The sequence below is a fragment of the Planococcus sp. APC 3900 genome (assembly GCF_030407735.1).
GTDB classification, from domain to species: Bacteria; Bacillota; Bacilli; order Bacillales_A; family Planococcaceae; genus Planococcus; species Planococcus notacanthi.
Genome location: NZ_JASDCT010000001.1, coordinates 260,399 through 285,877, shown reverse-complemented (window position 1 = coordinate 285,877; position 25,479 = coordinate 260,399). Strand labels below are relative to the sequence as shown.

Here is a 25,479-nt window from a genome sequence, read left to right as displayed (position 1 = left end):
CTCGAAATGAGCAGGTTGGCCGTTTTTTGTTGCTTATTACAGGTTTATTCATTGCCCGATCGCTATTTTGAAAATTCCTCGAAGCTCAGGCTATTCGTCAGAATCAGCACTTGGATGACCAATAAAATATAGGCAGCGGTTGAAGCGTTCTTCAGTGAAATCTGCATCTGTTCTTCAATCTGCTTGATGCGGTACTGGACGCCGCCGATTGATAGCGCCAGTTCATCCGTCGTTTCCTTTAGGCGTTGGCTGTTCAGCAGGTAGACGTAGAGCGTGTGCAGCAATTCCTTTTTACGCGGATCATCGAAGTTGTACAAGTCTTTCAAGGTTTTTTTCGCCATTTCCTGCAATTGGTCAATGCTCATGTTTTTGACGATGTCGCCGATCATTCCAAGCTCCTCGTAATCCGTCAGCAATTTTTCATTCGGAAAACGTTGGGCCACACGCGCTTCTTTCAGCGAGTGCTCAAAATCCTTAAAGTTGCTGAATGTTCCGCTGATCCCAAGCGAATATTCATAATTGCCGTTATGCTTCTCCATCTTCTGAAAAATTTTCGTGACTTTCTTTTTCCACTCCTGTTTGTCGCTATTGTGTGAGTTAAGGAGAGCAATCTCTTCTCCCAGCACTGCAAAAATACAAGGCAAGTCCCATTCTCTGGCCACTTTCGCCAATTGCGTCATCTGGTCATGGACATCGATCATTTCATTGGTTTTCTTTTTCTTTTTGATATGGATGATGCCTGTAGAAAACGGCGGCTGAAACTTGAACGGCAAGAATTTATAGTAGGATTCAATGTATTTGATGTTCCGGTTATGGATCAACCGTTCCAACAGCGAGCTGCGCATCCGCTGCTGCTCTTCGAATTGGGCTTCTTCATACAGAATGCATAACGCGACGACCGTCGATATGCGCCCTAAAAACAGGTGGTCGTTTTCATCCATCTGCTTCCCGTCAAAGTAAAAGAAAGAACAAGTGGCGTAATCTTTTTTATTGATCAGAACAGGCGCTGTCAATTTCCAATACTTTTCGCCTTCGTAATGCGAAACATTGTGTTTATCGCTGATATGCGATAATTTTGCCGTTGTGTTTTTAATGAGCAGTTCCTGCTCTTCCGTAAATCCAATTTGGCTCAACGGATTGCCGTGGATGTCTTCGATCAGGATGGGAATGTTCAATAGCTCATAGGCTGTCTCCACAATTTCATCCATCGAATGCTTTTCTGTCACTTTTTGTGTCAACTGTCCCTGGAACAGTGAGATTTTCTCCAGCATTTGCTTATGGTGGACAAGCGCGTCATAAGTCATTTCAAGCTCGGACAAGATATTGTCGTTTTGGTAAAGGTGGATCAAGTCCCCTTTTTCCTCAAGCCAATCACGCTCCAAACGGACTTCGAACTCGCAGGCCGAATCCCCTTTTGCGACACATTTATGCTCTACGGCAATAATCGACTCGCCAAACTCATAAGTCAACGCACCGCTCGCAAAACCGCATAGCATATGGCATACGCATTCATCCGCCAAGCCCGAATTCTTCAAATGCAATTGTGCTTCGAAAGATTCCACCCATTGGCCCCATGTATCCTTGCACTCTATAGTGCCGTCCGGATGGCGCACAATCTCCCCCATAAAAATGACATCTTTTACATGCCCCAAACGGGAATGCCTTTTGCCGACCGTTTTCTCCGTCTGCTGGTTTTGAAGATTTTTTTTGGCTGACTCAAGCCCGAATTCCTTGCCCAGCCGAAACAAGAAGCCTTTTGTTTTATAGGAACCGATATTATTAAACAAGTTATTCTTTAAAGTATGAAAGGCATTTGCTGACATTAAGATGTTTTGCGTCTCGTTGGAATCAAATAGAACCTCATTCATCACAATCCACTCCTTTGATTTCTATTCCTAATCTTACAAGAATAAAATTACTTTTCAATATTTTTTAAAGATTAAATCAATTTATTCAATAAAAATCACTATGATATTGAAATTTTCTAACAGTTATACTCAAAACAGAAATTACAAGAGCTACCCACACCACAAGGAGGTATAACAATGACAATTTTTGAAGGATTCCATAATAGCTATGTATTGGCAAACGGTGTACGCACCCATTATTCATGGGCCGGAACAGAAGGACCCGCTGTCATCCTGCTTCACGGTGCAGGACCCGGCGCTTGCGGTGCGGCAGGATGGCGCCATATGCTGCCGGCATTGGCTGAAGCTGGCTTCCGCGCATACGCAGTAGACCAACTATCGATGGGCTTCACAGATGCACGTCCTCACGCTTGGCCAGTAAACGGCCATCAGAGCTTAGTGGATCATGTCCATGATTTCATCGAAGCCTTATGCCTGGATGAAGTTTCATTGATCGGCAACTCCCAAGGTGCTTACGTGGCAGCCAAATACGCCATCGACCATCCTGAAAAAGTAGACAAAGTCGTTTACATCGGCAGCAACACCATTTATCAGGCGATGCAGGAAGTGCCTGAAAGAAAGATGCGTTCATTCCTGGACGTCATCGGCTATGACTATACAGAAGAATCATTGCGCAAGTTCATGTACCGCAACTCCACGGATGAAGTATCGATTCCAGAAGAATTGATCCAGCTTCGCCACCGCGCTGCAACCAGCCCGGGCATTAAAGAATCCAACGAGGCATTCGCTGCCTACCTGGAGAAAATGAACGAACAGCCAAAATTATGGGATCGTTATTGCATCAAAGACTCTTTGCCGAAACTAAAAATTCCAGGCATCTTCATCTGGGGCAACCAGGACGCAGTGGCGCCTGTCGAAACCGGATACAAACTTGAAAAACTATTGCCGAACATTGAATTCAAGTATATCGATAATTGCGGCCACCAGGCACAAACGGACCAGCCGGAAATCGTCAATAACCTTGTCACGGAATTCCTGGCAGCAGAAAAAAACCAAGCAGTTGCAGCACAATAAATGATTCTTGAAAGGAATGATCACATGGTTACATTAGGTGAAAATAAAGTGCTTTATGAAGAAATTATGCAAAAAGCAAAACGAATCGGTGAAGCAGCGGAATTGGAAGCGATTGAAGCAGACCATAATTCGACCATTTCCCCGCGCATCGCAGATCTGATTCGCCAAGAAGAAATTCACCGTTTGATCTTGCCGAAAGAATTCGGCCATCCGCAGCTGGACTGGCGCACATTCGTTGATATGGTAAGCACAGTCGGCTATCACAACCTATCCGCTTCCTGGCTGACGTTCTTCTTCTCTGCGCACAACGCTTGGGTTTGCTATTATCCAAAGCACATCCGCGATGAAGTCATTAACCAAGGCGGCTTTGTAGCTGACGTCTTTGCTCCCATCGGCCAAGTGGAACCGACCGAAGGCGGCTATATCGTTTCAGGTAAATACAATTTTGTAAGCGGTATCAACTATTCCGATTGGGTCGGGGTTGGCGCCATGATGAAATTTGAAGACAACGACAAGCCTGAACGTGTCGGCATCCTCTTCAAAGTTTCTGACCTGGAAGTCGTGAAAACGTGGGATTCCTTGGGCCTCCGCGGATCAGGAAGCAACACGTTGATCATCGATAATGTTTTTGTGAAGCCGGATGCCATTTTGCGCTTCAGCAAAATCATCGAAAAGAGCCAGCCCCCATATGAAGAGTTCGATCAGGACTATTTGTATTACAACACACCGTTCTACCCTGGCTTCTATGTAGGATTTGCGGCAATGGCCATCGGCGGCGCAGAACGTGTGGTATCTGAATTCGAAAAACACACAGCAGGCCGCGTACGCTTCTCTGGTGTAAACGAAAAAGAATCGCCCACAAGCCAGCGTGTCCTGTCGGAGCTCAAGCTTGATCTGATTTCAGCCAAAGGCTTGATGACTGAATACATCAACATGATGGAAACCGATAAAGACGGTGCTTACGAAGGGGCAAAATACAAAGCAATCCGCGCTAAAATCATCGATACGTGCATACAGATTGCTGTTAAAGCCTTGCTGACATTAGGCGGGCACGCTTTATTGAAAGGTCATCCGGTGGAAATGTTCACCCGTGATTTGATGGCGATCGGAACACATATCACTTCTCTATACGAAGATGGGATTTTAGGCTACGGCAGACACCTATTCGGTGTGGATACCAAAATCCAAGGGTAAAACCGGCATAAAATGCGGAAGAGCAAGATCCTGTCCGCATTTTACATAGCAATTCAAATAAAAAATAAAACTATGGGGTGAAATTAAATGGAAAAATTTCTTTATGCACCTGAAATCGCAAAACTTGGACATGTAGCTTTAGTATCGGAAGACCTTGAAAAATCTTTGGTATTCTTCCGTGATACCATCGGCCTGGAAGTGACAGAAGTTGTAGACGGTGTCCATTACCTGCGCGCCTGGGGCGATTTTGAACATCACACCCTGTCCATTGCACAAGGGGAAACTTCGTACATCGACCACATCGGCTGGCGCACCAAACGCCCTGAGGACGTAGCGACTTTCGCCCGACTATTGGAAGACGCCGGCACGGATATCCGCTGGGTACAAGCTGGCGAAGAAGTTGCACAAGGCGAAGCCGTACGTTTTGAATTGCCGAGCGGCCACCGCTTCGAGCTTTACTACGATATGGACAAAACACCAGGGGACGAATCACGGAAATCCGTGCTTAAAAACCAAACGTATAAATCATGGGCAAAAGGCGTCTCTCCACGCCGCATCGACCATGTAAACTTGCAGACTTCCCAAGACAATACAGAGATAGTAAACTATTTAAAAGAAGCACTGGGCTTTAAACTTCGGGAGTATTTCGTCAACCCGGACGATATCCCTGTTGCAAGCTGGTTATCAGTAACAAACTTGGTGCATGACGTCGCCATCATGTCGACACCACGTTCAAAAGCGCCGAACGAGATGCACCATATCGCATACTGGCTCGACAACTCACAGGATTTGCTTCGTGCAGCCGACATCTTGTGCGAAGCTGAAGTGCCATTCGTCGGTCCTGGTAAACATGGTATTTCTCAAGCGATGTACATTTATGTAAAAGATCCAGGAAGCGGACTGCGCCTGGAGATCTTCACGAACAGCTACCTGATCTTCGAACCGGACTGGGAGCCGATCAAATGGACATACGAAGAATACCTGAAAAACGGTTCTTCTTATTGGGGCGATCGCCGACGCGACGACGTCGACCGTGAAGCACAAGTGAAAGAACTAGCAAAATCATAATTGCCAACCACCAGCATTCATGAGAATGGGCGCTGGTGGTTTCTTAAATACTCAATGCAGATTGGAGAAAGGGGTGTTACGTTTGATCGCGATGTTAAGAGTATTGGCCTTGTCACTGATCGGCGGTTATCTCTTCAGCCTGCTGCACATCCCGATTCCATGGATGCTTGGTCCGATTGTTGTCGTCATGTTGACCCAATTCGTTTATAAAGGGCCGCTCAAATGGTCTGGAAAAATGCGCGACCTGGGCGTCGTCATGGTCGGAACGGTCATTGGTGTACAATTTAATATCAGTTTGTTCGGCATGATGGGCTCGATCTTGTTTTACATGATCGTTTTGAACATCATCTTAATCGGCGGCGCCATCGGCATTGCCTATTTGACAGGAAAATGGGCGAAGATTCCGCTGAGGGCTGCTGTACTGGCCGCCATCCCCGGAGGCTTGGGCCAGATCATCGTCTTTGCCGAAGAAGAAAAAGTAAAGGAAATTGGCATCATTTCTTATTTCCAGGTCATCCGGCTATTACTGGTCGTCGTATTCGTTCCATTTATCGTCGCTGGCCAGGTCATGAGCAAGCCGCCTTCGGATGCGAAGCTGACGATCAGCCTGATGCTGCTCATCGCACTTGCTTTGGGCTGTTCTCACCTGATGAAGCGCATCCAGTTGCCGGTCGCCTTTTTCATCACACCCATCATTCTCTTGATTGCGCTCCAGCTTACAACCCCCATCGCCATGCCTCCCGTACCGGGCATCGTTATGGTCGTCGCACAGCTGCTCATCGGCGCCCATATCGGGTTGATGCTCAAACCCGATATGATCAAGCTGCCCATGCGCGTCCTGTTGGGCGGTGTCTTCAGTGCATTGGCATTGATCGCGCTGACGTTCGGTTCAAGTTTCCTCATGTCCTTTGCGCTGGAGACGACATTCGCGACAAGTTTTCTGAGCACCGCTCCAGGCGGCTTGGATCAGATGGTACTGCTTGCTGATGCGGTAAAAGCAGATGTCTCACTGATTTCGATGTTCCAAACCTTCAGGCTGCTGTTCATCTTCATCATCATTATGCCGCTGATGAAAGTGTTCTACCGCTGGTGGGATAAGAAAGAAACTGTCTATAATTCGGAAGGCCATGTAATAAAATCATAAAAACAAGTAAAGACTCCGGTGGCTGAAATGAGGCCGTTGGAGTCTTTTTCATTTTGCAGTTTATATTATAGTAGAAACTCAATTTAAATCGTTCTGTTTAATAGCCTAAATTCAGTAAATCATACTGGATAGTTAAAGCCAGTGCTGTTGCAATCACCACCATCTCTCCGATCGTCAAGATCGCCTGCTTTGGATGATCCGAGTATTTCCACTCAAAAAATGCCCTAATAATATAGTCTAGTGCCATGAGCAGCACAAGTGGAATGAGATAAAAGATGATGGAATACTCTTTGAAAATAACCAGATATGAAATGGCAATCAGTACGATCGTCGACAGAATTCTGACAAACCAATCGACTTTTTGATGGTTTTTGTTGATATGATTATAAGAAAACCATTCCTTTTTTAGTTTCTCAATCTTAAAGATTTTTCTTAATGTAAATTTTACTACTGCCATTATGGCGAATAAAATCACCAGAGACAAGCCGATTTTCAACCACACCATTGCAATTCCTCCCCTAATCCTATTTCAACTAAAGAAGAGTTGGTAGATGGCATAGCCTGCAATCAAAAGAACAATCAACAGCGCCGTGCCTTTCCAGCCCATATCGCCTGCGATGTCGGTCACGTTGCCATTTCCTGCTCCACCGTCCACTCCATCACGCAAAGATCCTCCAGGATTGTTTTTCAGTTCTTTCTGCCGGTCACGTTCCCTGTTTTCTTTTGCTGTCCTTTGTGAATCCATCTGCCTCCCCCTCCTCAATTTACTAATAATTCAATTTATGTATAAAGCTATTATGACATAGATTTTAGTTATTACTTTTATTTTCTCGAAAAAGGGGAATGGATTGATAGATGAAACGTCTGATTGAACGGAGGAACTGTCTGTGAATGTAAATCTCTTATTGTCTATCGTCATGGTGGGAGTCGGAGTGGCTTTTTTGGCTTTGATGTTCCTGCTTCCAGGTGAAGTCACAATCGGCGCCTTTATTGCTTCCTTAGCCATTGCCGCATTCTTTTATATGCTCCATAAGAAACAAAGCCAACGTGTCTAGAAGACAGCAAAAACACCGCAGAAAGTTTTCTGCGGTGTTTTTTATGGATTTATTTATCAGGAGATCTTTACTGATCGCTGACCGGAATGTTTTCAAATAACGGACTTACCGGTTTCTCGTTATGAACGTGTTCGATTGCTTCCGCCAATAAAGGAGCGACGGAAAGGATTTTGATTTTCGGCGTGCGTTTTTCTTCTGGAATATGGATGGTATTGGTGACCACCAGTTCCGTCAGAGCCGACTCTTCAATCCGTTGAACCGCCTGTCCGGATAAGACGGCGTGCGTACAGCAGGCATAAATGGCTTTCGCGCCATTTTCAGCGAGCACGTTGGCAGCCAATGAGATGGTCGTTGCCGTATCAATGATGTCCACAATGATAATGACGTTTTTGCCTTTGATGTCACCGACAATATTGATCATTTCAGGTTCATCCGGCTGCATCCGGCGTTTGTCGATAAAGCCGATCGGCACATCCAGGTAATTGGCCAGTTTACGGGCTCTTCCCAGACCCCCGTTATCCGGCGCCACAACAATGGCATCTTCCAAGCCCTTGTCAGCGAAATGCTTCGACAAGACCGTTCCGCCCAATAACTGGTCAACCGGCATATCGAAGAAGCCCTGAAGTTGGGGCGCATGCAGATCCATGGTGATGACGTGGGTCGCCCCAGCCGTCTCCAGCATATTCGCTACCAGTTTGGCCGTAATCGGTTCACGTGAACTCGCTTTCCGGTCCTGGCGCGCATAGCCGTAATACGGAATAACCACGTTGATGGCTTCCGCAGACGCCCGTTTCAACGCATCGATCATGATCAAAAGCTCCATCACGTGTTCGTTTCCAGGCTGCGATGTCGACTGGACCAGATAGACTTCTGCTCCCCGGACACTTTCTTCTATGTTGATCTGGACTTCCCCATCGCTAAAGCGGGTAATGGAGCTTTTACCCATTTCGCAGCCAAGCAAGTCTGCGATTTCCTGTGCCAATTCCGGGTTTGAATTCAAAGTGAACAGCTTAAAGTTTTTTCGTAATTGATAAGGCAATTTCGAATCCCCCTCCGTGAAGATTAGTTTGTGGAACCTGACAGCTTTCTGGCTCGCTTAAAGGCCACCTGACTGGCAGATGACCTTTAGTAGTTGGTTTTATGATACCTGTTTACGGGAGAATAGCCAATAGATTAAAGGTACTGTACATAAAAACGTTGAATTTATCTTTTAATTCAGTTCGTTTTTGCAGAAATTGCTTTCCTTTCGAAATAAACATGCAGGCGGTACTCCGCTATTTCCCGAGTCCATTTATACAAGAGTTCATTTTCTTCTATAGAAGGCTGCAGCTGGAACATAAAGATTCCTTCTTCAAAAGAAACGACGCCGTCTTTCGCGCTCCCGCTCCACTTCGCCATCGGCATCTGCGCAATCAAGTCTGCCACTTTCTTTCGATCATATTTACGCAGTCGCTTACCCTGGACATCATTGAAGTCGATGTTCATACGGTATTCTTTTTCTGTTAAGTAGTTATGGAAAAAAGGTGCCGCTTCTTCCGCAGTTATCGGCTCAAGCCATCTTTCTTCACCTTTTGACAGCATATAACTCAAAACAACCATCTTATAGCTTTTGTTCATTGCTGTTTTTTCGACCTCTATAAACCACGCTTTGAATTTCAGCCACACGTCTTGTTCGCTTTCCATCAGTTCGTCTGCATAAGCAAGCAGACCAATGTAACTGCCAAATTCCTGTTTTACAGTTTTGGAGTCGAGGTTGGCGTGAAGATGAAATTCCAGATACGTTGGGCGCCTGCCCATTTCTTTTTTCAAATCACTATACGCCATAACGAGTGCTTCTTTGCGCGGCGCTCTTTTTCTGCGCATTTCCTCCAGCAAATCGATCACTTGCAGGTCCAAATTAAATCCGCATACTGCAGGCACAAGCGGATTTATCGTTTTACTTGATGCTTTGCTCTCTTCTTTATTAAATACAGCCAGCTTCAAGTCCGCGTTTCGATAATTGCCGATAAAATCGATGATGACGCAATGCGACTTCCCTTCCGCAATTCGCAGGCCGCGGCCAATTTGCTGCGTATAAACAGATAAAGATTCTGTGGGCCGGATAAAAAGGAGCGTATCCACTTTCGGAATATCGACGCCTTCATTGAACAGGTCAACTGTGAAAATAATTTCAAGTTCTCCCGAATCCAACTTGGAACGGGCAGTTCTACGCTCGCTGGGGTGAGACTCACCATGGAGTGCAATCGAACGGACATCTTTTTGCTGAAAGAAATTGTTCATGTATATCGCCTGTTTTACGGATGAGCAGAAGACGATTGTTCTTGTCTGCTTGTAACGGTTCCACTCTTTAAAGATCTTTTCTGCAAACTCTTCACGCAACTGGACCTGCAGCAATTCCTGCTCGTCATAACGGGTGCCTCTCCACGGGATAGCGGAGTAATCCGTGTTATCATATACGCCGTAATAATTGAACGGTGCAAGCCACGCCCGTTCAATGGCATCCAGGAAATGAATCGAAATCGCCACGTTTCCATCACATAACGCATAGACGTCTTTATTGTCCATGCGATCGGGCGTAGCTGTAATGCCCAATAAGAACTTGGGTTCAAAATGATTCAACAGACGTTCATAGGTCGGCGCTGCTGCATGATGAAATTCATCTACCACAATTAAATCAAAAGCGTCTTTTTCAAATTGATCTAAATGATACTGGCTCCCCAGGGTATAGATGGAAGCAAAAATAAAATCCGCATCTGTTCCTTTTTCCGAAGCTTTATAAAAAGCACTCGATCTGTCCGGGTGCAGATGCTCGAATGACTGCTTCGCCTGAGAAAGGATTTCTTCCCGGTGTGCAACGAATAATACCCGCTTGAATTTTTCTGCAAAAAAAGCGGCTAAATAGGTTTTGCCTAAGCCCGTCGCCAGTACCACCATAGCCCGGCTGTAATCTTCAGCAAGTACATTATCCAGTGCTTCCAATGCTTCACGCTGTGCAGGCCTTGGAGAAATGGGCGCACTATAAAGCGTTTGTGCTTCTGCCACTTCAGGCTGCTGCGGCAGAGCCGGGCCGACCGTCATTTCGACTTCTTCCGCTTCGGACCATATCGGACTGATCGGGTGCTTAAGATTTGCCGCTTTATGTAATGACCGATATTCTGCAAGTGTCTCTGCATTTAAAGATACTGTCTGATCGGCATAAAAGTATTTCAGAAATTGGGTAACCGCTTCTTCAAAAACTTCTGCATCAACAGAAGTCGGGGCAATCAAGCTCCATTCCACCCCTGTCGTGAGCGCAGACGATGATAAATTCGAAGATCCGACAATCAGATGGGATGTGTCTATTCCACGGAACAGATAGGATTTCGGGTGAAAGGAAGCCCCTCCGCTTTTCCATATCCGAATTTCTGCAGAAGGCAGTTTTTCCAGGAGCAACTGCAGGGCATCCGGCTGCGTCACAAACAGATAATCGCCTACCAGTAGTTTAATCGGCACTCCTCTGTCCGCTGCTTTTCGAAGGAACGGTAAAATTTTTTCGACCCCTGACTTCATCGCAAACGCAGTGATCCATTGAATCTCAACCGCCTCTTTTGATAGCCTCTCCAAATGCGAAACAAGTTGGGAAGTCACCAATTCCAGCTTAGTCATCTTCAACCTCAATCAAAAATATGCGTTTGTCAAAACCGCCACGCTTCTCGGCTTTTGCCTGGCGGATTTGCTCTAACTCTTCAATAGAAGAACCATGAATTTTCACAGCTGCATGAAGAAGTTCAAGAATATCGGCTAACTCTTCAACGGCTTCTTCGTTAGTTGCGGCTTCTTTATATTCCTCTAGTTCTTCGCCTAGTTTCTTTTTGACTTCGGTCTTATACTCGTCTTCTTCCAGAGTGCGAATTGAAAAATCTTTGCCGGTTTTTTCGATTATTTCAGGTATAGCATCGCGGACTAATTTATTATAGATGGGCATCGGTAGGCTCCTTTATGTAAATAGTTATTTAGATTATTTTAACATATAGGTTCTTTTCTTATCTTTGCTTGCTATATATCGTCTAACTTCATTCTAAGAAATATTACTCTAATTAATATTGACGAATTGCCTAAGAATAAAAAGTTATTTAAAAATAATTCTCCTTAAATATTTCTTTAAACCCCACCAAAAGTTTATATTGCATTGATATTGAAGATGTATAATATCCAAGACGAATCAAAAGAACACTTTGTCCGTGCTTGAAAAAGCTATATTCAGTTAGGTCTTACACGTATTATTTGAAGATAGTTTTTAAAGATGGATAACCTGTTTTCACATGCTTACCTTCTCTGGCGGCAGGGGAATCTAAGAGCTTGGATTCGATCTGGATCAAACAGGAGGAATATGGAATGTTTTTAGCCATAAAAGAAATGAAGCATTCAAAAACACGCTTTGCGATGATCGGCGCCATCATTATGCTGATTGCCTGGCTTGTTTTTATTTTGTCGGGACTGGGCAATGGGTTATCGACCTTGGCAGCTGCCACGATGAAAAATATTGACGGGGACTTGTTCGTTTATGAAGAAGGCTCTGAAGCAGCGATGATGAAAACGAAAGTGGCGGGCACGATTGCGGACGATATCGAAGGCAACTACGGTGTCGACAACGCTGCGAAATTTGGACAATCCACGATCATTGTCCAGAATGAAGTCGTTTCAGATTCAAAAGAAAAAAATGATGTCACTTTTATCGGGATCGAACCCGGCAAGTTTATCGAGCCGGAAGTTGTAGAAGGCCAACAACTTGATGCCAACGACCCATTCGGTGTTGTGATCGATGAATCCCTGCACGAAAAAGGCTATGAGCTCGGCGATACCATCGTCGTTACCAGCTCCGATATCAAACTTGAAGTCATCGGTTTCACAGAAGGCGAAACGTTCAACCATTTGCCGACGGTCTTCGGAAATCTTGAAACGTGGCAGTCGTATGCATTTGCCGCACCCGGGTCTGACAATGGCCTTGAAAACCCGGTAACGATGATTGCGCTTCAGGGCGAATCGATCGACGGCAATCAAATCAACGGCCATTACGATGCGATTGAAACGTTCACGAAATCCGAAGCCGTCATGGGCATGCCGGGCTATAAAGAAGAAAGCGCGACGATCTACATGATGCTTGCTTTCTTATTTGCCATCTCAGCGGTGATCATTGCCGTGTTCTTCTATGTATTCATTCTGCAGAAAACGCAGCAATTCGGTGTCATGAAAGCGATTGGCGCTTCTGACCGCTTTATCAAAAACTCCATTGTTTCCCAAGTATTTGTGCTGTCATTGGTCAGCATCATTGCCGGTATCGTGTTGACTTATTTGACGGCGCTGGTCTTCCCAGCAGGCATGCCGTTCAACCTGGACTTTAAAATGGTTTTGATCTATGGCGTGGTTCTATTGATTGTTTCTGTTCTGGGCTCCATGATTTCAGCGCGTCAAGTGACGAAAATCGATCCATTAACAGCAATTGGGAGAGTGGAATAAATGACAGGCTTAACTTTAAAAAACGTAACCAAATCCTTTAAAGAAGGCGACTCCACAGTCGATGCGCTGAAAAATGTTTCATTGACTGTCGAACCCGGCGATTTTATCGCCATTATCGGCCCATCCGGTTCAGGCAAGAGTACCTTATTGTCCATCGCCGGTGCGCTTTTGCAGCCATCAACAGGCAAAGTGCTGGTGAACGGCACCAATATCGGCGAGATGAAAGAAACCGAGCTTTCGTCATTCCGTCTGACGGACATCGGCTTTATTTTGCAGACAGCGAACTTGATCCCGTACTTGAACGTATTGGATCAACTGTTATTAGTTCGCAGAATGAAAGGCAAAGTCGCTCCCAAAGACATGGAGTTTGCGAGAACCCTATTGAATGATTTAGGGCTGGGACAGAAATTAGGGAAATTCCCGAATGAATTATCCGGTGGGGAACGCCAGCGCGTTGCAATTGCCCGGGCATTCGTCAACAATTCCAACATCATTCTTGCGGACGAGCCTACGGCAAGCCTGGACTCGAACCGCGCTTTTGAAGTCGTGAAACAAATCCGTAAAGAAGTGAAAGACCGCAACAAAGCAGCCATTATGGTGACACATGATGAGCGCATGCTTGAGTTTTGCGATAAAATCTACCGCATGGAAGACGGCGTGTTGACGCTCGAAGCTTAAGTTTTCACAAAAAACACCTGACTCGAAAAAAGTCAGGTGTTTTTTTACTGTATTTTTTCATGGAACATCCCTGCTGGTAACGGCTTATTTATCCTGATTCGCCTCTTCCGTATCCCGCACGTTCTTCTGCACAGTAACGACGGCAAACAAACTCAAGACGAACGAGATGCCGTAAAAGCCTTTCTCGCTCAAGGTGATGCTTCCGGCATTGAACAGGCCGATTGCCATCAACGCTATCGCGGCAATCAGTGCAAACCAGCTGATGCCGAAATACAGGTTGGTGACCCGGATTCCTTCGTCGCGGTCGCGGACTGCTTTTTGAAGGGAAACTGCGGCATAAAGCCCAAGAATTAGTAAAGTAATATAATAGCCTTTTTCATTCAATTCCATCAGCGCATTGTACAGTCCAATCAAATACGCCGACACCCCGATCAGCAATGAGCCCCAGGCTGCGCCTTTGAACGCCCCGGTCGGTTCCCCTAATCTGCGTTCTTCTTTCGGTTTTCTGCTGAACAAGTCTTCGTTTTCGCCCATCCGTCCCAACCCCTTTTCGCTTGTTTTTTTACCATGCTTGCCTTTGTTGAATTCAATAATCGATTGTTTGCCGGTACCAGTTCGAATCCCGGTTTTCATTTCAGGTGAATATGCCTCTCCCTATTCCAGTTTATCACAGCCAGACCTTTCAAACTGTAAATTTTCTGACACCTTCTCTTCTCTATAAAGACTCTATATTTACGTGAGAACATCTGCTATTCAACCGTCAGCGAGAAAACATAAGTAGCTGTCCCCTGCTCCCATTCCGCAATAATCTGATACACCGTTTTCCCGTTAGGCTCATCCAGCACGATGTCATCAAAAGGTCCTCTGGTAACGCCTTCCGAATCCCAGATTTGCACATAGCAGCTGTCCGGTTGCTTGTCGAAATGGAGATCGATCGTCGTTTCTTCATTTACTTTCGGCGCTTTCTGGTTCTCGGCCAATTCCAAAGGCGAAAGGGATTCCGTTTCGATTGTTGCCGATACGTTTTCCTTCTCGTCAAAGAAGCTCCAGCTATAGCCGCCCCGGATAGTCGGTTGCTCCCTTCCATCTATCGTTACGTCAAGGATTGGAAGTGCCTCTTCCAGGTCCTTTCTGCTTTCCATGACAGGATCAGCGGGTTTTGCCGCCTTTTCTTCTGAGCATGCTGCGAGTACCAGCAGGATGCCAACGACCGCAATTAACTGCTTGAATTTCATTTCCTTCCCCCTTTGCATCCAGTAGACCTTTCCCCGGATGAAAAGTTACAAAATCAAAAACGCACCGATCCAGAGCCGGTTAGTGCTCAAGATCGGTGCGTTTTCTTATTCCTCTATTCCCATTGATTTCTTATAGCCTTCCAAATATACTTTCTCGGACGAACTGCTCATGTCCAGCGAGCTCATGGCACGGTGCCAGTTCGGGTAGATCGGCACCGGACGTGCGACGGCTTCGATTTGATCGTGTTCTTCCTGCGTCAGTTTGATGTCGAAAGAAGCGATGTTTTCCTGCAGCTGTTCTTCGTTGCGCGCTGCGATGACAATTGGCCCAACGTTCGGACGGTCGCGCACCCACGCATAAGCGATCTGCGGCACGGAAGCATTGTGGTTGGCCGCGACTTCTTCTAATGCATCAATGACCTGATAAAGCCGCTCCTGGTCCTGCACCCAAGGCTCCGGCCATCCGGCGCCTTGGCGCGTGTTTTCAGGCGCCTGTTTGTTGCGCCCGATTTTGCCGTTCAAAAGACCTTCACCGAGCGGACTCCAAATCATCGAGCCGATGCCGAGCTCCTGGCCTGCCGGAAGCAGTTCGTATTCCGCTTCCCGCGCTTCCGGCGTGTAATAGATCTGTTGTGTGATCGGCGGGATGTAGCCGCCTTGCTCTGCGACAGTGAACGTCCGTGCCAGTGCCCACCCGCTGTAATTGGAAACGCCCCAATGGCGGATTTTTCCGGACTTCACGAGACTGGTCATCGTCTCGACAGTTTCTTCGACCGGTGTCTGCCCGTCCCACAGGTGAACGAAATACAAATCGAGGTAATCTGTTCCCAAACGTTCAAGCGACCCTTCGATGGAACGAAGGATGTTGCTTCTTGAAGCTCCTCTTGCGTTAGGGTTGTCTTCCATATGGAAACCGGTTTTCGATGTCAGCAATACGTCTTCACGGCGGCCTTTGATGGCTGAACCCAAGACCCGTTCCGCATCCCCTTTCGAATAGAGATTCGCCGTATCGAACATATTGATGCCCGCTTCGAGTGACATGTCGACCATGCGGCGCGCCAGTTTGTCATCGATATTGCCGGCTGCTTCAAAACCGTTTGTTCCGCTGAAAGGGACCGTCCCGAGTATGTACTTCGGAACCCGCAAACCTGAATTTCCGAGATAGATGTATTCCATGATAGCCTCCTGAAAACTGTATTTTTAAAAACAAGACAGTCTTAGGTTACCCGTTGGCCTGCTTTACAAAACAGCGGATTGGGATGGGCAGCCCTGCTGTAAAAGGATGATTTCTTATGTTATACTGGCCTTATCAAACGACAGAAAGGCTGATGGGTGGACGATGCGTAACTAATCTTGTTTTAGCGGCTGAAATTGTAGATTTCAACTCACGCGAAATAGGATTAGTCTGCCCATCTGCACCAACTGTCGAACCATTGTCCTTTTATGGTTTATTAAGTTCGGGCATAATGCGGCTAATCCTTCCAAATTTATTTGGGAGGATTTTTTGATTCTCCCTCTCCTGAAGGGATTGATTGGATGAAAGAACTGCTGAAACTGCAGAATGTACGGTATGAAATAAAGGATCTGGTGATTTTTGAAGAAGCGAATGCGAGCGTACAGCAAGGCGATGTGATCGGCATCATCGGCAAAAACGGTGCCGGCAAGTCGACCTTGCTTCGCTTGATCGCCGGAGAATTGGTTCCATCAGGCGGCCAGTTGGACTGGCTTCAGCCAAATACGGAAACTGTTTTTGTGGAACAGGAAACGGAAACCCACTCGTTCGATGAGGTGTCCGCTTCCGAAACGGTTTTATTGCACAGGTGGCAGGTGCCGGAACACGACTTTTCGCTTCTCAGCGGCGGGGAAAAACTGAAAGCCCGGCTTTCTGCAGGCTTTGCACAAAATGCCCACCTGTTGTTGCTGGACGAACCGACCAATCACCTTGATAGCGGCAGCATTGAGCTGCTGATGGACCAGATCCGCAAGTATCCCGGAACTCTCATTCTGGTGTCGCATAACCGGCATTTCCTGGACGCTGTCGCAACCAAGATCTGGTCCTTGGAAAACCGGAAGCTTATCGAGCACCGAGGCAATTACTCCAGCTATATGGAAGCGCGGCAGCAAAAACGGCTGGCCCAGCAGCGCGAATACGACCAGCAGCAGAAAATGGTCGGGCGCATCGAAGCGCAGATGGACGAGCTGACTTCCTGGTCGCACAAAGCGCATGCCGAATCGACCAAACAGGAAGGCTATAAAGAACATTACCGCCTGAAAGCGAAACGCATGGACAAGCAGGTCAAATCCAAGCAGAAGCGGCTGGAAAAAGAGTTGGAGAAAATCAACGCTGAACCGCTCGAGCCGGCATACGAAGTCAACTTCTCCATGAAAGCCACGCATAAAACCGGCAAGCGGTTTCTCGAAGCGAAGGGGTTGTCGAAATCATTTGACGGGAATCTGCTGTTCGATCAAGCGGATTTCACCATTCTCCACGGTGAAAAAGTCGCCATTGAAGGCCCAAACGGCAGCGGCAAAACGACGTTGCTGAAAATTCTGCTGGGACAGGAAACCGCAGACGGCGAAGTCTGGATGTCCCCTTCGGCGAGTGTCGGCTACTTGACGCAGGAAGTGTTTGACTTGCCGCTTGAGGAAACACCGGCAGAGCTGTTCTATAAGGAAACCTTCGAAGCGCGCGGAAAGGTCCAGAACCTCATGAGGCATCTCGGCTTCACGGCGGAGCAGTGGAACGAGCCCATCAGCGCCATGAGCATGGGCGAACGCATCAAATGCAAGTTGATGCTCTATATCCTGGAAGAACGGGATGCGCTGATTCTGGATGAGCCGACCAACCACCTTGATTTGCCGTCACGCGAGCAGCTTGAGGAAACGCTGTCCCACTATACGGGCACTTTGCTGGTTGTCTCCCATGACCAGGCGTTCCGCGAGAAAACCACCACCAGCAAATTGGTCATCGCAGATCACCGGATTGAGAAGCAGCTCGATGCTCCGGCTCCGGAGCGCGATGACACGGGCGAATTGCTGATGCGGCTTGAAACGGAGCGGCAGGAAGTGCTGGGAAAATTGAGTTTTATGGCAGCAAAAGATCCTCAGTACGGGGAGCTTGACCGGCGATTCAATGAATTGACGCAGGAAATCAAGAAGCATCGTTAATGAATTTTAGTTTTAAAAAAGCTTTTCCAAGTGGATTGGAAAAGCTTTTTTTATTTGTTGTGAGAGATTTTTCTAAGGTAGCAGGACAAGTATTCTTGACATTATGTTAATTATACTATACATTATGAATAGTATAATTAACCAATACCAAATCGAAAGGACTCCATTATGCTTAAAAATCGTGTAAAAGAATTGCGGGCACGCCACGGGTTTTCTCAGGTTGAATTGGCGAAACGTGTAGGCGTCACCCGTCAAACGATCGGCTTTATCGAAAAAGGCGGATTTTCGCCTTCTGTTGCATTGGCGCTTCGCCTAGCGGTTCATTTGGAGACAAAAGTGGATGATATCTTTTGGTTGGAAGAGGAGGAATTTGATGAATAACAACGATTTTCGTGTCCAATTCCCTTTATGGAATATCGCGTTATGGTTCATTTTCATGATTTGGACCTACGGGGTGATCTATGCCGTGGACCTTCTGCTGAACGGGCTGGAATCCCACAACTGGAACGTTGCCGCAATCACCGCTTTATTTGGCGGAACTTTCCTAATGCTCCTGTTCCTTGTTCTATATGCAGTGAAAATACATAAGCACAATAAACGGTACCCTCACCAGCAGATTGATGGCTTTTCCTTGTTTAAACCCGGTGAGTTTATCGATGACGATGAAATGCTTCAGCAAGTGACGCAAAATGCCACACGAAAAGTATATGTGTTCTATTGGCAATTCCTGCCCTTGATCATTTTGCTGATGCTCTTTCCGTTCAACCGCTACGTGTTCATCGTCGCTTTATGCCTGGTGTTCATCATCCAGAACTTGCTGTATTACCTGGAAGTCCGCAAATACTTCTCAGGCGATACCGATTATGCGGATGACACGCCTGCGCCTAAAAAGCCGGTTCAGACGAAAAAGAATCTGCGGAAGACTGCTCCTTTGGTCGTTGTAGGTATACTCGTTCTCGTAGCAGCGATTACCGCCACTGCCATTTTCCAAATGAAGAGTACCCATGAAGCCAACCTGGAGCAGGCAGAAAAATGCCTGGATAATGGTGGAACTGTTGTCAGTGAAGAAACCAATTGGTACGGACTCAATTCCGTGACCTGCAGCCAAAACTAAAAGTGGATTCAAAAAGCCCTTTCCCTGCTTGTTGAGGGAAAGGGCTTTTTCATGTCCTGACTTATTTTGCACATTCGAAGCTGTACGTGCTTCCGAATTTCCACCATGCTTTTTTAGGAGCCGAATTAATGCCGGCTGTATCCCCACTATCAAGAATCGGACGTCCGCCCGCTGCATAGCAAGTGTCCACTAAGTATTTCTTTTCCTGCCAGCTCATGTATTTACCGGTAAAGTAAATGGCTGCACCGCCTGCCAAAATGCCGGCTACTCCAATTCCTGCCCAAACAATCAATGGAATGGCCATTACTTGAACTTCGCCTTCGCCTGCTGCCTGTTCAGCCAAAGCAATCTGCTTTAACTCAAGAACGCGTTCTTCAGGGATCGCCGCTAATTGTCCGGCAATGCTTTTCAGTTCTTTTCCAGTAAATTTCTTGTACGCTTGGCGTGCTTTTTTCTCATCAATTTTCAAGCTGTTGTCGACATCAAAATAAATGCTGTTGCCTAATGCTTCTAATTTTTCCGCAGTCAGATCCGAAAGCTGTAATTCTGTTCCACCCGCAGATTGTGCAGATGCTCCTTGCACAAACGCAAAGTTCAAGCAGAATAAAGCAGTTAATGCGATCAACCATTTTTCCATTCTTTTTCTCATGTGTCTTGCCCCCATTTTTTAGTTTTGCAGTCCCTCATGAATGTTTACTCGAAATAGAATGACTACGTAAAAAATGGTATCACAAAGTTTTTTCCATTTTATTGGTTTAATTGAAAATAGTACTTTTCTTTCCAAAAATAATAATTTGGTCCTTTTGCTTTTGATGAGAGACTTCGAATCATCAATTGATTTGGTCAGGAAGCGGCAGAAAAGCCTCTCTTAAACAATTTAAAAGAAAATACCCCTTTCATAATTCCTCCTCATTTTTCATTTCCAAACATCCATGTCTTCTTTTTTTCAAATATATGATGTTTTGAATATTCTTTTAATTTGAAAGAAGAAAGAAATTATTGCCAATTTCTGTTGCGGAATCCGTTAAAACTCTCTAAGGTTAAGTTCAATAGACGTTTCTGAGAGGAGCTGCAGCATGGCTGGTCTGATGGAATTAATACTCATGCTTTTACTGGTAGGAATCGTCGGCATTTTAATCGGCATCGGTTGGATGATTGTCGGGAGCGTCACGAAAAAGCCTCATTACGGCGGACGTGTCGCCGGCATTTCCGCTTTGGTTTTTCTAATGGGGATCGGTTTGTTATACACGCAATTGCAGGAGTTGGATAAAAGCGATATGGCAGAATCGGAACCGTTGTCCGCGAGTTCGACCATTGAAGAACAAGTGGCGGAGGCCCAAAAAATTCGCCAGGAACAATACAGAGCCGATGAACTGGTCAATACGCTCACTTTGATCAATTCATCCGAAGCAAGCCTTGCTGTTAAGCAATTGGCTCAAGAGGAATGGCCTGACAACCGACGGTTACAGGACGACTTTAGCGAAAAGCAAATGACCGCTTTGTCGGAGCTGTCAGCAATGGAAATCGATGCACCGCATAAAGAAACGCTGTTGAACAACGCCATCCAGGAAATGGTGCCGAGTTTCCGCAATATGCATTCCGAGTACATGGATCAACTTGCAGCTTATGAGGAAATAAACAATAGCCGTCTTCCGCCTCTCGAAAAACGATTGATTGAGATAGCTAAAGTAGATTACCCCGACAATTACATTGTAATTCGCCATGAATATAGACGGCAGCTTCAAGCTTACCAGTGGATTGAAGCCCAAACACTTGATACCGAAGCCAAGCGGCTGGCAATGGCTGACGCCAAAGCTGAATGGGACGAAGATTATGCCATGGTCCAGTTTATTTATGAAAAGCAGTTTCCTGAAACTGATGAATGAAACAAGAAAAAAGCCGTTCCTGTTGATTCAGGAACGGCTTTTTCTAAAGAAGAGTTTGTGATTTATCTTCGCTGGCGAGTTTCATGGTAAATGGATAGATAGCCAAAAACACAAGCAGCAGCCCCGCCGCACTCAACAAGACCTGCCATACATTAATGTCAAAAACCATTCCGATCATGATGATGATAAAAGTGGGCAAAAAGCTGAAAAAACCGGTGAGGACTCTGGACTTCGGTACGATGTATTGGGGTTTTCCGCAATATGGACAAGTTACTTTATTGGTGAGTTTCAATGTTTTTGAGACAATCGTCTTCCATTGCCATTTCCGGCCGCAGTTTTCACAGTTTGGCATTGTTCCACTTCCTTTCATCCGGCAGATATCGTGTAAAGTATGCTCCGGCCGCCAACAGCAGGATTGTCAGGAACAGTGAGATGATTCCGCTAAAATCAAACCAGTATGCCAATAAGTTGATTGCGGCAATCAGGAAAAAGCAGATAGAAGTTCCGAGGGATTTCCATCCTGTAATAAATGCTTCTTTCCTTTTGGCGATGATCTTCTTAATGGAGAATCCAAACACGATGAGCGTTACTATGGTGAATATAGTTGGCCACATGATCGGCCACCTCCCTTTCAATAGATCTGTATCTAACTTTACGGTTCAGGTTGGTGGAAGTTTCGCCTTCCGAAGATTTCATTCGCTACAGCGTCCTAAATTCTGGACCCTTTTACCGTATGAGAAGTAAAATTAGAAAGAACGTTGAGCAAAGGGGAGGAAATTTTTCTATGGCAAACGACAGATTTTTCACGTTCCACAATGGGGTGAAAATTCCAGATATCGGATTCGGCACTTGGCAGATTCCGAATGAAGAGGCATATGCGGCAGTGACGACTGCCCTTAAGAATGGCTATACACATATTGATACGGCTTTAGCTTATCAGAATGAAGAAAACGTCGGCAAAGCAATCCGGGATTTCGATATTTCCCGGGAAAATATCTTCATCACCAGCAAACTGCCGGCTCAAATCAAAGGCTATGATGCAACACTGTCGGCTTTTGAAGAAACCATTTCGAATCTCGGTGTAGAGTATTTGGATCTTTACTTGATTCATGCGCCTTGGCCATGGGATGAAATCGGCAAGGATTGTACGGAAGGCAATATTGAATCCTGGAAAGCGATGGAGAAGCTGTACAAAGACGGCAAGATCCGGGCAATCGGTGTCTCCAATTTTTCCGAAAGCGATATCCAGGCACTTCTGGATACTTGCGACATTGTACCGATGGCCAACCAGATTCCATTCTATATCGGCCGCGATCAAGCGGGGCTGCTGCAATTCTGCAAACAACACAATATTGTTGTCGAAGCCTACTCCCCACTCGCAACCGGACAGATTTTAGACAGTGCTGAAATCAAAGAAATGGCTGCTAAATATAGCGTAACGCCTGCTCAATTGTGCATTCGCTATTGCCTGGAACACGGGACATTGCCGCTTCCGAAATCGACTAATGAAGCACGAATCATTGAAAACAGCCAATTGGACTTCAGCATTTCTCCAGAAGATGTCCAGAAGCTTGATGCCTTCGAAGATGTCCGTTCAAAATGAAAAAAACCGCCCAATGTGGCGGTTTTTTCATTTCATATTGGGAGGTTATTTGCTGGAAGCTGAAATTTTATCTTTTATTCCTTTATATGAGAGCGGTTTTTCCAGTTAATTGGATATACTTTCTGGAATCCCTTAAATACTTTCCATTCCAGACGAAATACTTTCCAAAACCGCTTCCTTACTTTCCAATACAGTCTAAATACTTTCCAAACGCCCAATTTCCTAGAAAAACCCAAATTCCCAACAGAAAAGACCCGAATGGAAACAGTTTGCCCCAGCAAACTGCCTGTGTCCGTGAGCAAAATCCGCTCACGGACGAAACACCCTTCTTTTTCTCGCAAAAAATGTGATCTAATTTCCAATCCACTCCGTTATGTCTGTAAGAATTAAAAAATGAGGAGTGGTTTAGATGAATTGGAAAAAAGTAATGGTACCTGTATTGGGAGCCGCACTTTTAGTGCCTGGCATGGGAACGGCGGCATTCGCGGATGAACTTCCGCCGACGGAAACGACGGGCGTGGAACTTCGCGCTACATTGGATTCTTTATTGTCGGAGCATTACGCGCTGGCTGTGGATTCGATGATGAAGATTTATGACGAAGACGAAGCGGCAGAAGCAGCGATGGCAGCACTTGATGCCAACACAGCAGATATGGAGCCGGTCATCGCTTCTGTTTATGGTGAAGAAGGCGGAGCCGCTTTTGTAGAGATTTTTGACAAGCACAATACAGGCACCGACGATTACGCCGCAGCTGTTAAAGCTGGCGACGAAGAGATGCAGGGGGAAGCGTTGGACGAAATCCAGTCATTCGTTGATGACATGGGTGCCTTCCTTGGCACAGCAACTGAAGGCAACCTGCCGGAAGACGGAGCGACTGAAGCGCTTCGCCAACACGAAGATTTTGTTCAGAACACGTTCGACCTTTACGCAGCCGGTGATTTTGAAGCCGCTTATACTTCTTACCTGGAAGGTTTCACACAAATCTTTGGAGCAGGAAGTGCCATCAGCGGAGCTATTTCCACTCAGTTTCCTGACCAGTTTTCCGATCCGAACACGCCAGCCGGTGATTTCCGTTCGACGGTGAACCGCATTGCGGCCGAGCATTTCGCCTTGGCGCAACTGAGCATGACCAAAGGCTATAACGGATCTGATGACTTTGATTTTGCCGATTGGGCACAAGATCAGAACACCGAGGAATTCCGTGCAGCACTTGCTTCTGTCTACGGTGAAGAAGCAAGCAATCAATTTGCCGAGCTGTGGAATAACGAACACATTTCCGTTCAAGGTGATTTGGCTACCGCTGCAGCAGCTGACGATCAAGCCGCTGTTGAAGAAGCTACTTCTACTTTGACCAGCACATTTGCGACTGACCTTGGCACCTTCCTGAACAGCGCAACTGAAGACCGCATGCCTTTGGATGAAACCATTGCCGGTGTACAGGCACATGAAACATCTGTTGTTGACACGTTCCAGCAATACGCAGCGGGAGATTACACAGCATCTTATGAAAGTTACCGCACAGGCTATGCTATCATGTTTGATATCGGCAAAGGATTGAGCGGCGCAGTGGTCGATCAATTCCCTGAGAACTTCGAGAACACCGCACCTGAAAAAATGCCGGCAACAGGGCTTGGCGGCACAGCTGGACAAACAAACACCATGGTTCTTTGGATTACATTGAGCCTGATGATTTTATTGGCAGCTGGCACCATCACTTATCGTCAAAGTAAAAACCAGCAATAATTGTTCAGGGAGGGCCAAGTTGGCTCTCTCTGTTCCTGATTGGGAAGGAGAGATCGCAGATGAAGCAGCTTATCACCATGGGAACAGCCATCGTTCTATGCCTGGTGCTGTTTATTATTTTAAAGCCTTTAGCCGCCAGTCCGACTGTTGAAGAACAAGCCGGAGCTGTTGAACCCGAAGAACAAAGTGAGAAAGCAGAAGCTGAGGATACAGCTTCCGGCAGTGACACAGATAAGATTGCGGAGTTTCCGATCTTTCCGGAACAGCGGGAAAAATTGGAGATGCTGCAGCGGGAACGCCAGGAAAGCATCAAAGGCATGGAACCTGCCCAGATTGAAGTTCCTTCCATCGGAGTAAAGGCAAAGATCGAAGCGACTGGCATTCTGGACAATGGCGAAATGGGTGTGCCGGAAGATGTCGATCAGGTCGGCTGGTTTGAACCTGGCTTTAAAGCCGGCGCCAAAGGCCATGCCGTGCTGGCTGGCCATGTCGACAGTTTGACGGGGCCGGCTGTCTTTTATGAATTGAAAGATGTAAAAGTTGGAGAAACCGTAATTCTGACGGATGCGGATGGACGCGAGATGGTATTTGAGGTAAAAAACCTGACCAGCTATGAAACGGACGAAGCACCGATTGAAGAGATTTTCGGCAACTCGGACAAACGGATGATCAATCTCATTACGTGTACGGGTGATTTTAACCGCGACATCGGCTCCCATGAAGAGCGCCTGGTGGTGACCGCCGAGCTGGTTTCCGATTCAAGCCTTGAAACAACTCAGCCAGCACCTCCAGAAAACGTAGTAGCTACGGCGTTTAATGTTTCCTGGCATGCGGTGCGTGATGACGCCATTATCGGCTACCGCATCTATGAAGAAGATATCCAGACAGGCGAAATGAAGAAAATCGAAACTGTTTCCTTGTTCGACAGAAAGAAAGTCGAACTCAAAACGGATGAGGCCAAACGCTATTTCGTCACTTCGGTTGATGTCGATTTGAACGAGTCCGAAAAAGCGCAAGCCCAGGTAAAGTAAACAACCAAATAATTGAAAGAGCACCCCTGTCCGCATGGTTTTCATTAACCTGAAACGCGGACTGAGTGTGTTCTTTTTTTGATTTGATGTTAAATGGAACTTCTTGGGACTCCATTCGTAT

At 46.2% G+C, this 25,479-nt stretch carries 26 protein-coding genes; 14 read left to right on the top strand and 12 right to left on the bottom strand.

Annotated elements, in window-relative coordinates:
* Nucleotides 1–62 precede the first annotated feature (62 nt).
* Nucleotides 63–1,868, bottom strand: a complete 1,806-nt coding sequence (locus tag QMA04_RS01420; protein WP_290183715.1) for a V4R domain-containing protein — start codon at nucleotides 1,866–1,868, stop codon at nucleotides 63–65.
* A gap of 177 nt (nucleotides 1,869–2,045) precedes the next feature.
* Here QMA04_RS01420 and QMA04_RS01415 point away from each other — a divergent pair, with 177 nt between their 5' ends.
* The 4 genes from QMA04_RS01415 to QMA04_RS01400 all read left to right on the top strand — a co-directional run bounded on the left by QMA04_RS01415 (nucleotide 2,046) and on the right by QMA04_RS01400 (nucleotide 6,348).
* Complete coding sequence (locus QMA04_RS01415) at nucleotides 2,046–2,942, top strand: alpha/beta fold hydrolase (RefSeq protein ID WP_290183714.1); 897 nt, start codon at nucleotides 2,046–2,048, stop codon at nucleotides 2,940–2,942.
* Between the two features lie 24 nt (nucleotides 2,943–2,966).
* On the top strand, nucleotides 2,967–4,136 hold the full coding sequence (locus QMA04_RS01410) for an acyl-CoA dehydrogenase family protein (protein ID WP_290183713.1): 1,170 nt from the start codon (nucleotides 2,967–2,969) through the stop codon (nucleotides 4,134–4,136).
* 87 nt (nucleotides 4,137–4,223) lie between these two features.
* A complete protein-coding gene (locus QMA04_RS01405; RefSeq protein ID WP_290183712.1) occupies nucleotides 4,224–5,204 on the top strand; it encodes a VOC family protein in 981 nt (326 codons plus the stop codon).
* A 91-nt stretch (nucleotides 5,205–5,295) separates the two neighbouring features.
* A complete protein-coding gene (locus QMA04_RS01400) occupies nucleotides 5,296–6,348 on the top strand; it encodes an AbrB family transcriptional regulator (RefSeq protein WP_290184022.1) in 1,053 nt (350 codons plus the stop codon).
* Between the two features lie 97 nt (nucleotides 6,349–6,445).
* Here the strand turns inward: QMA04_RS01400 and QMA04_RS01395 are convergent, their stop codons facing one another.
* Both QMA04_RS01395 and QMA04_RS01390 read right to left on the bottom strand, forming a co-directional pair.
* Nucleotides 6,446–6,853, bottom strand: coding sequence for a DUF4181 domain-containing protein (locus QMA04_RS01395; protein WP_290183711.1), 408 nt, complete (start codon nucleotides 6,851–6,853; stop codon nucleotides 6,446–6,448).
* Nucleotides 6,854–6,877: 24 nt separating this feature from the next.
* A complete protein-coding gene (locus tag QMA04_RS01390) occupies nucleotides 6,878–7,093 on the bottom strand; it encodes a DUF6366 family protein (protein ID WP_290183710.1) in 216 nt (71 codons plus the stop codon).
* Between the two features lie 142 nt (nucleotides 7,094–7,235).
* On the opposite strand from QMA04_RS01390, the gene QMA04_RS01385 reads away from it, so the two are divergent.
* Nucleotides 7,236–7,403 carry a hypothetical protein gene (locus QMA04_RS01385; RefSeq protein ID WP_290183709.1) on the top strand — a complete coding sequence of 56 codons (168 nt, stop codon included), beginning with the start codon at nucleotides 7,236–7,238 and terminating at the stop codon, nucleotides 7,401–7,403.
* Between the two features lie 67 nt (nucleotides 7,404–7,470).
* Here the strand turns inward: QMA04_RS01385 and QMA04_RS01380 are convergent, their stop codons facing one another.
* From QMA04_RS01380 to QMA04_RS01370, 3 genes are all read right to left on the bottom strand, one after another.
* Nucleotides 7,471–8,442, bottom strand: coding sequence for a ribose-phosphate diphosphokinase (locus QMA04_RS01380; protein WP_203340226.1), 972 nt, complete (start codon nucleotides 8,440–8,442; stop codon nucleotides 7,471–7,473).
* A gap of 176 nt (nucleotides 8,443–8,618) precedes the next feature.
* The gene (locus QMA04_RS01375; protein ID WP_290183707.1) at nucleotides 8,619–11,048 is read right to left on the bottom strand and encodes a DEAD/DEAH box helicase family protein; all 2,430 of its coding nucleotides are present in this window, start codon (nucleotides 11,046–11,048) and stop codon (nucleotides 8,619–8,621) included.
* Nucleotides 11,041–11,367 (bottom strand): nucleoside triphosphate pyrophosphohydrolase, encoded by a 327-nt coding sequence (locus tag QMA04_RS01370; RefSeq protein WP_290183706.1) that lies wholly within the window; start codon nucleotides 11,365–11,367, stop codon nucleotides 11,041–11,043. The genes QMA04_RS01375 and QMA04_RS01370 overlap by 8 nt, the downstream gene beginning before the upstream one ends.
* A 410-nt stretch (nucleotides 11,368–11,777) precedes the next feature.
* Between QMA04_RS01370 and QMA04_RS01365 the strand changes: the two genes are divergently transcribed.
* Together QMA04_RS01365 and QMA04_RS01360 are read left to right on the top strand one after the other, a co-directional pair.
* On the top strand, nucleotides 11,778–12,899 hold the full coding sequence (locus QMA04_RS01365; RefSeq protein WP_290183705.1) for an ABC transporter permease: 1,122 nt from the start codon (nucleotides 11,778–11,780) through the stop codon (nucleotides 12,897–12,899).
* Complete coding sequence (locus QMA04_RS01360; protein WP_290183704.1) at nucleotides 12,900–13,577, top strand: ABC transporter ATP-binding protein; 678 nt, start codon at nucleotides 12,900–12,902, stop codon at nucleotides 13,575–13,577. It abuts the gene before it with no gap.
* An 84-nt stretch (nucleotides 13,578–13,661) separates the two neighbouring features.
* Here QMA04_RS01360 and yiaA read toward each other — a convergent pair whose 3' ends face one another.
* The 3 genes from yiaA to QMA04_RS01345 all read right to left on the bottom strand — a co-directional run bounded on the left by yiaA (nucleotide 13,662) and on the right by QMA04_RS01345 (nucleotide 15,988).
* Nucleotides 13,662–14,111 carry an inner membrane protein YiaA gene (gene yiaA / locus QMA04_RS01355; RefSeq protein ID WP_191714714.1) on the bottom strand — a complete coding sequence of 150 codons (450 nt, stop codon included), beginning with the start codon at nucleotides 14,109–14,111 and terminating at the stop codon, nucleotides 13,662–13,664.
* 215 nt (nucleotides 14,112–14,326) lie between these two features.
* Nucleotides 14,327–14,812 (bottom strand): hypothetical protein, encoded by a 486-nt coding sequence (locus tag QMA04_RS01350; protein ID WP_290183703.1) that lies wholly within the window; start codon nucleotides 14,810–14,812, stop codon nucleotides 14,327–14,329.
* Nucleotides 14,813–14,917: 105 nt separating this feature from the next.
* Complete coding sequence (locus tag QMA04_RS01345; protein ID WP_290183702.1) at nucleotides 14,918–15,988, bottom strand: aldo/keto reductase; 1,071 nt, start codon at nucleotides 15,986–15,988, stop codon at nucleotides 14,918–14,920.
* 360 nt (nucleotides 15,989–16,348) lie between these two features.
* Here QMA04_RS01345 and abc-f point away from each other — a divergent pair, with 360 nt between their 5' ends.
* The 3 genes from abc-f to QMA04_RS01330 all read left to right on the top strand — a co-directional run bounded on the left by abc-f (nucleotide 16,349) and on the right by QMA04_RS01330 (nucleotide 19,094).
* Nucleotides 16,349–17,980: a ribosomal protection-like ABC-F family protein gene (abc-f, locus tag QMA04_RS01340; protein ID WP_290183701.1), complete on the top strand. Its 1,632-nt coding sequence runs from the start codon at nucleotides 16,349–16,351 to the stop codon at nucleotides 17,978–17,980.
* Between the two features lie 168 nt (nucleotides 17,981–18,148).
* Nucleotides 18,149–18,361 (top strand): helix-turn-helix transcriptional regulator, encoded by a 213-nt coding sequence (locus QMA04_RS01335; RefSeq protein WP_290183700.1) that lies wholly within the window; start codon nucleotides 18,149–18,151, stop codon nucleotides 18,359–18,361.
* Nucleotides 18,354–19,094 carry a hypothetical protein gene (locus QMA04_RS01330; RefSeq protein ID WP_290183699.1) on the top strand — a complete coding sequence of 247 codons (741 nt, stop codon included), beginning with the start codon at nucleotides 18,354–18,356 and terminating at the stop codon, nucleotides 19,092–19,094. Before QMA04_RS01335 ends, QMA04_RS01330 begins: the two co-directional genes overlap by 8 nt.
* Before the next feature lie 61 nt (nucleotides 19,095–19,155).
* On the opposite strand, the gene QMA04_RS01325 is transcribed toward QMA04_RS01330, so the two are convergent.
* Nucleotides 19,156–19,743 carry a hypothetical protein gene (locus tag QMA04_RS01325; protein ID WP_191714708.1) on the bottom strand — a complete coding sequence of 196 codons (588 nt, stop codon included), beginning with the start codon at nucleotides 19,741–19,743 and terminating at the stop codon, nucleotides 19,156–19,158.
* A gap of 427 nt (nucleotides 19,744–20,170) precedes the next feature.
* Between QMA04_RS01325 and QMA04_RS01320 the strand changes: the two genes are divergently transcribed.
* Nucleotides 20,171–20,980 carry a hypothetical protein gene (locus QMA04_RS01320; RefSeq protein WP_290183698.1) on the top strand — a complete coding sequence of 270 codons (810 nt, stop codon included), beginning with the start codon at nucleotides 20,171–20,173 and terminating at the stop codon, nucleotides 20,978–20,980.
* Nucleotides 20,981–21,023: 43 nt separating this feature from the next.
* On the opposite strand, the gene QMA04_RS01315 is transcribed toward QMA04_RS01320, so the two are convergent.
* A complete protein-coding gene (locus QMA04_RS01315; RefSeq protein ID WP_191714706.1) occupies nucleotides 21,024–21,332 on the bottom strand; it encodes a TIGR04104 family putative zinc finger protein in 309 nt (102 codons plus the stop codon).
* Nucleotides 21,319–21,594 (bottom strand): hypothetical protein, encoded by a 276-nt coding sequence (locus QMA04_RS01310; RefSeq protein WP_290183697.1) that lies wholly within the window; start codon nucleotides 21,592–21,594, stop codon nucleotides 21,319–21,321. Before QMA04_RS01310 ends, QMA04_RS01315 begins: the two co-directional genes overlap by 14 nt.
* 170 nt (nucleotides 21,595–21,764) lie before the next feature.
* Here QMA04_RS01310 and QMA04_RS01305 point away from each other — a divergent pair, with 170 nt between their 5' ends.
* The 3 genes from QMA04_RS01305 (at nucleotide 21,765) to QMA04_RS01295 (ending at nucleotide 25,358) form a co-directional block, all read left to right on the top strand.
* Nucleotides 21,765–22,583, top strand: coding sequence for an aldo/keto reductase (locus QMA04_RS01305; protein WP_290183696.1), 819 nt, complete (start codon nucleotides 21,765–21,767; stop codon nucleotides 22,581–22,583).
* A 409-nt stretch (nucleotides 22,584–22,992) separates the two neighbouring features.
* Complete coding sequence (locus tag QMA04_RS01300) at nucleotides 22,993–24,327, top strand: hypothetical protein (protein WP_290183695.1); 1,335 nt, start codon at nucleotides 22,993–22,995, stop codon at nucleotides 24,325–24,327.
* A 59-nt stretch (nucleotides 24,328–24,386) separates the two neighbouring features.
* Nucleotides 24,387–25,358 carry a class F sortase gene (locus tag QMA04_RS01295; RefSeq protein ID WP_191714699.1) on the top strand — a complete coding sequence of 324 codons (972 nt, stop codon included), beginning with the start codon at nucleotides 24,387–24,389 and terminating at the stop codon, nucleotides 25,356–25,358.
* The last annotated feature ends 121 nt before the right edge of the window (nucleotides 25,359–25,479 follow it).

What these genes read in the sequence shown, in the direction of transcription:
- QMA04_RS01350 (WP_290183703.1), bottom strand. Translation starts at nt 14,812, where the DNA reads ATGAAATTCAAGCAGTTAATTGCGGTCGTTGGCATCCTGCTGGTACTC.
- QMA04_RS01390 (WP_290183710.1), bottom strand. Translation starts at nt 7,093, where the DNA reads ATGGATTCACAAAGGACAGCAAAAGAAAACAGGGAACGTGACCGGCAG.
- QMA04_RS01310 (WP_290183697.1), bottom strand. Translation starts at nt 21,594, where the DNA reads ATGTGGCCAACTATATTCACCATAGTAACGCTCATCGTGTTTGGATTC.
- QMA04_RS01360 (WP_290183704.1), top strand. Translation starts at nt 12,900, where the DNA reads ATGACAGGCTTAACTTTAAAAAACGTAACCAAATCCTTTAAAGAAGGC.
- QMA04_RS01395 (WP_290183711.1), bottom strand. Translation starts at nt 6,853, where the DNA reads ATGGTGTGGTTGAAAATCGGCTTGTCTCTGGTGATTTTATTCGCCATA.
- QMA04_RS01305 (WP_290183696.1), top strand. Translation starts at nt 21,765, where the DNA reads ATGGCAAACGACAGATTTTTCACGTTCCACAATGGGGTGAAAATTCCA.
- QMA04_RS01410 (WP_290183713.1), top strand. Translation starts at nt 2,967, where the DNA reads ATGGTTACATTAGGTGAAAATAAAGTGCTTTATGAAGAAATTATGCAA.
- yiaA (WP_191714714.1), bottom strand. Translation starts at nt 14,111, where the DNA reads ATGGGCGAAAACGAAGACTTGTTCAGCAGAAAACCGAAAGAAGAACGC.
- QMA04_RS01300 (WP_290183695.1), top strand. Translation starts at nt 22,993, where the DNA reads ATGAATTGGAAAAAAGTAATGGTACCTGTATTGGGAGCCGCACTTTTA.
- QMA04_RS01400 (WP_290184022.1), top strand. Translation starts at nt 5,296, where the DNA reads ATGTTAAGAGTATTGGCCTTGTCACTGATCGGCGGTTATCTCTTCAGC.
- QMA04_RS01345 (WP_290183702.1), bottom strand. Translation starts at nt 15,988, where the DNA reads ATGGAATACATCTATCTCGGAAATTCAGGTTTGCGGGTTCCGAAGTAC.
- abc-f (WP_290183701.1), top strand. Translation starts at nt 16,349, where the DNA reads ATGAAAGAACTGCTGAAACTGCAGAATGTACGGTATGAAATAAAGGAT.
- QMA04_RS01405 (WP_290183712.1), top strand. Translation starts at nt 4,224, where the DNA reads ATGGAAAAATTTCTTTATGCACCTGAAATCGCAAAACTTGGACATGTA.
- QMA04_RS01365 (WP_290183705.1), top strand. Translation starts at nt 11,778, where the DNA reads ATGTTTTTAGCCATAAAAGAAATGAAGCATTCAAAAACACGCTTTGCG.
- QMA04_RS01325 (WP_191714708.1), bottom strand. Translation starts at nt 19,743, where the DNA reads ATGAGAAAAAGAATGGAAAAATGGTTGATCGCATTAACTGCTTTATTC.
- QMA04_RS01295 (WP_191714699.1), top strand. Translation starts at nt 24,387, where the DNA reads ATGAAGCAGCTTATCACCATGGGAACAGCCATCGTTCTATGCCTGGTG.
- QMA04_RS01315 (WP_191714706.1), bottom strand. Translation starts at nt 21,332, where the DNA reads ATGCCAAACTGTGAAAACTGCGGCCGGAAATGGCAATGGAAGACGATT.
- QMA04_RS01320 (WP_290183698.1), top strand. Translation starts at nt 20,171, where the DNA reads ATGGCTGGTCTGATGGAATTAATACTCATGCTTTTACTGGTAGGAATC.
- QMA04_RS01415 (WP_290183714.1), top strand. Translation starts at nt 2,046, where the DNA reads ATGACAATTTTTGAAGGATTCCATAATAGCTATGTATTGGCAAACGGT.
- QMA04_RS01370 (WP_290183706.1), bottom strand. Translation starts at nt 11,367, where the DNA reads ATGCCCATCTATAATAAATTAGTCCGCGATGCTATACCTGAAATAATC.
- QMA04_RS01335 (WP_290183700.1), top strand. Translation starts at nt 18,149, where the DNA reads ATGCTTAAAAATCGTGTAAAAGAATTGCGGGCACGCCACGGGTTTTCT.
- QMA04_RS01330 (WP_290183699.1), top strand. Translation starts at nt 18,354, where the DNA reads ATGAATAACAACGATTTTCGTGTCCAATTCCCTTTATGGAATATCGCG.
- QMA04_RS01375 (WP_290183707.1), bottom strand. Translation starts at nt 11,048, where the DNA reads ATGACTAAGCTGGAATTGGTGACTTCCCAACTTGTTTCGCATTTGGAG.
- QMA04_RS01420 (WP_290183715.1), bottom strand. Translation starts at nt 1,868, where the DNA reads ATGAATGAGGTTCTATTTGATTCCAACGAGACGCAAAACATCTTAATG.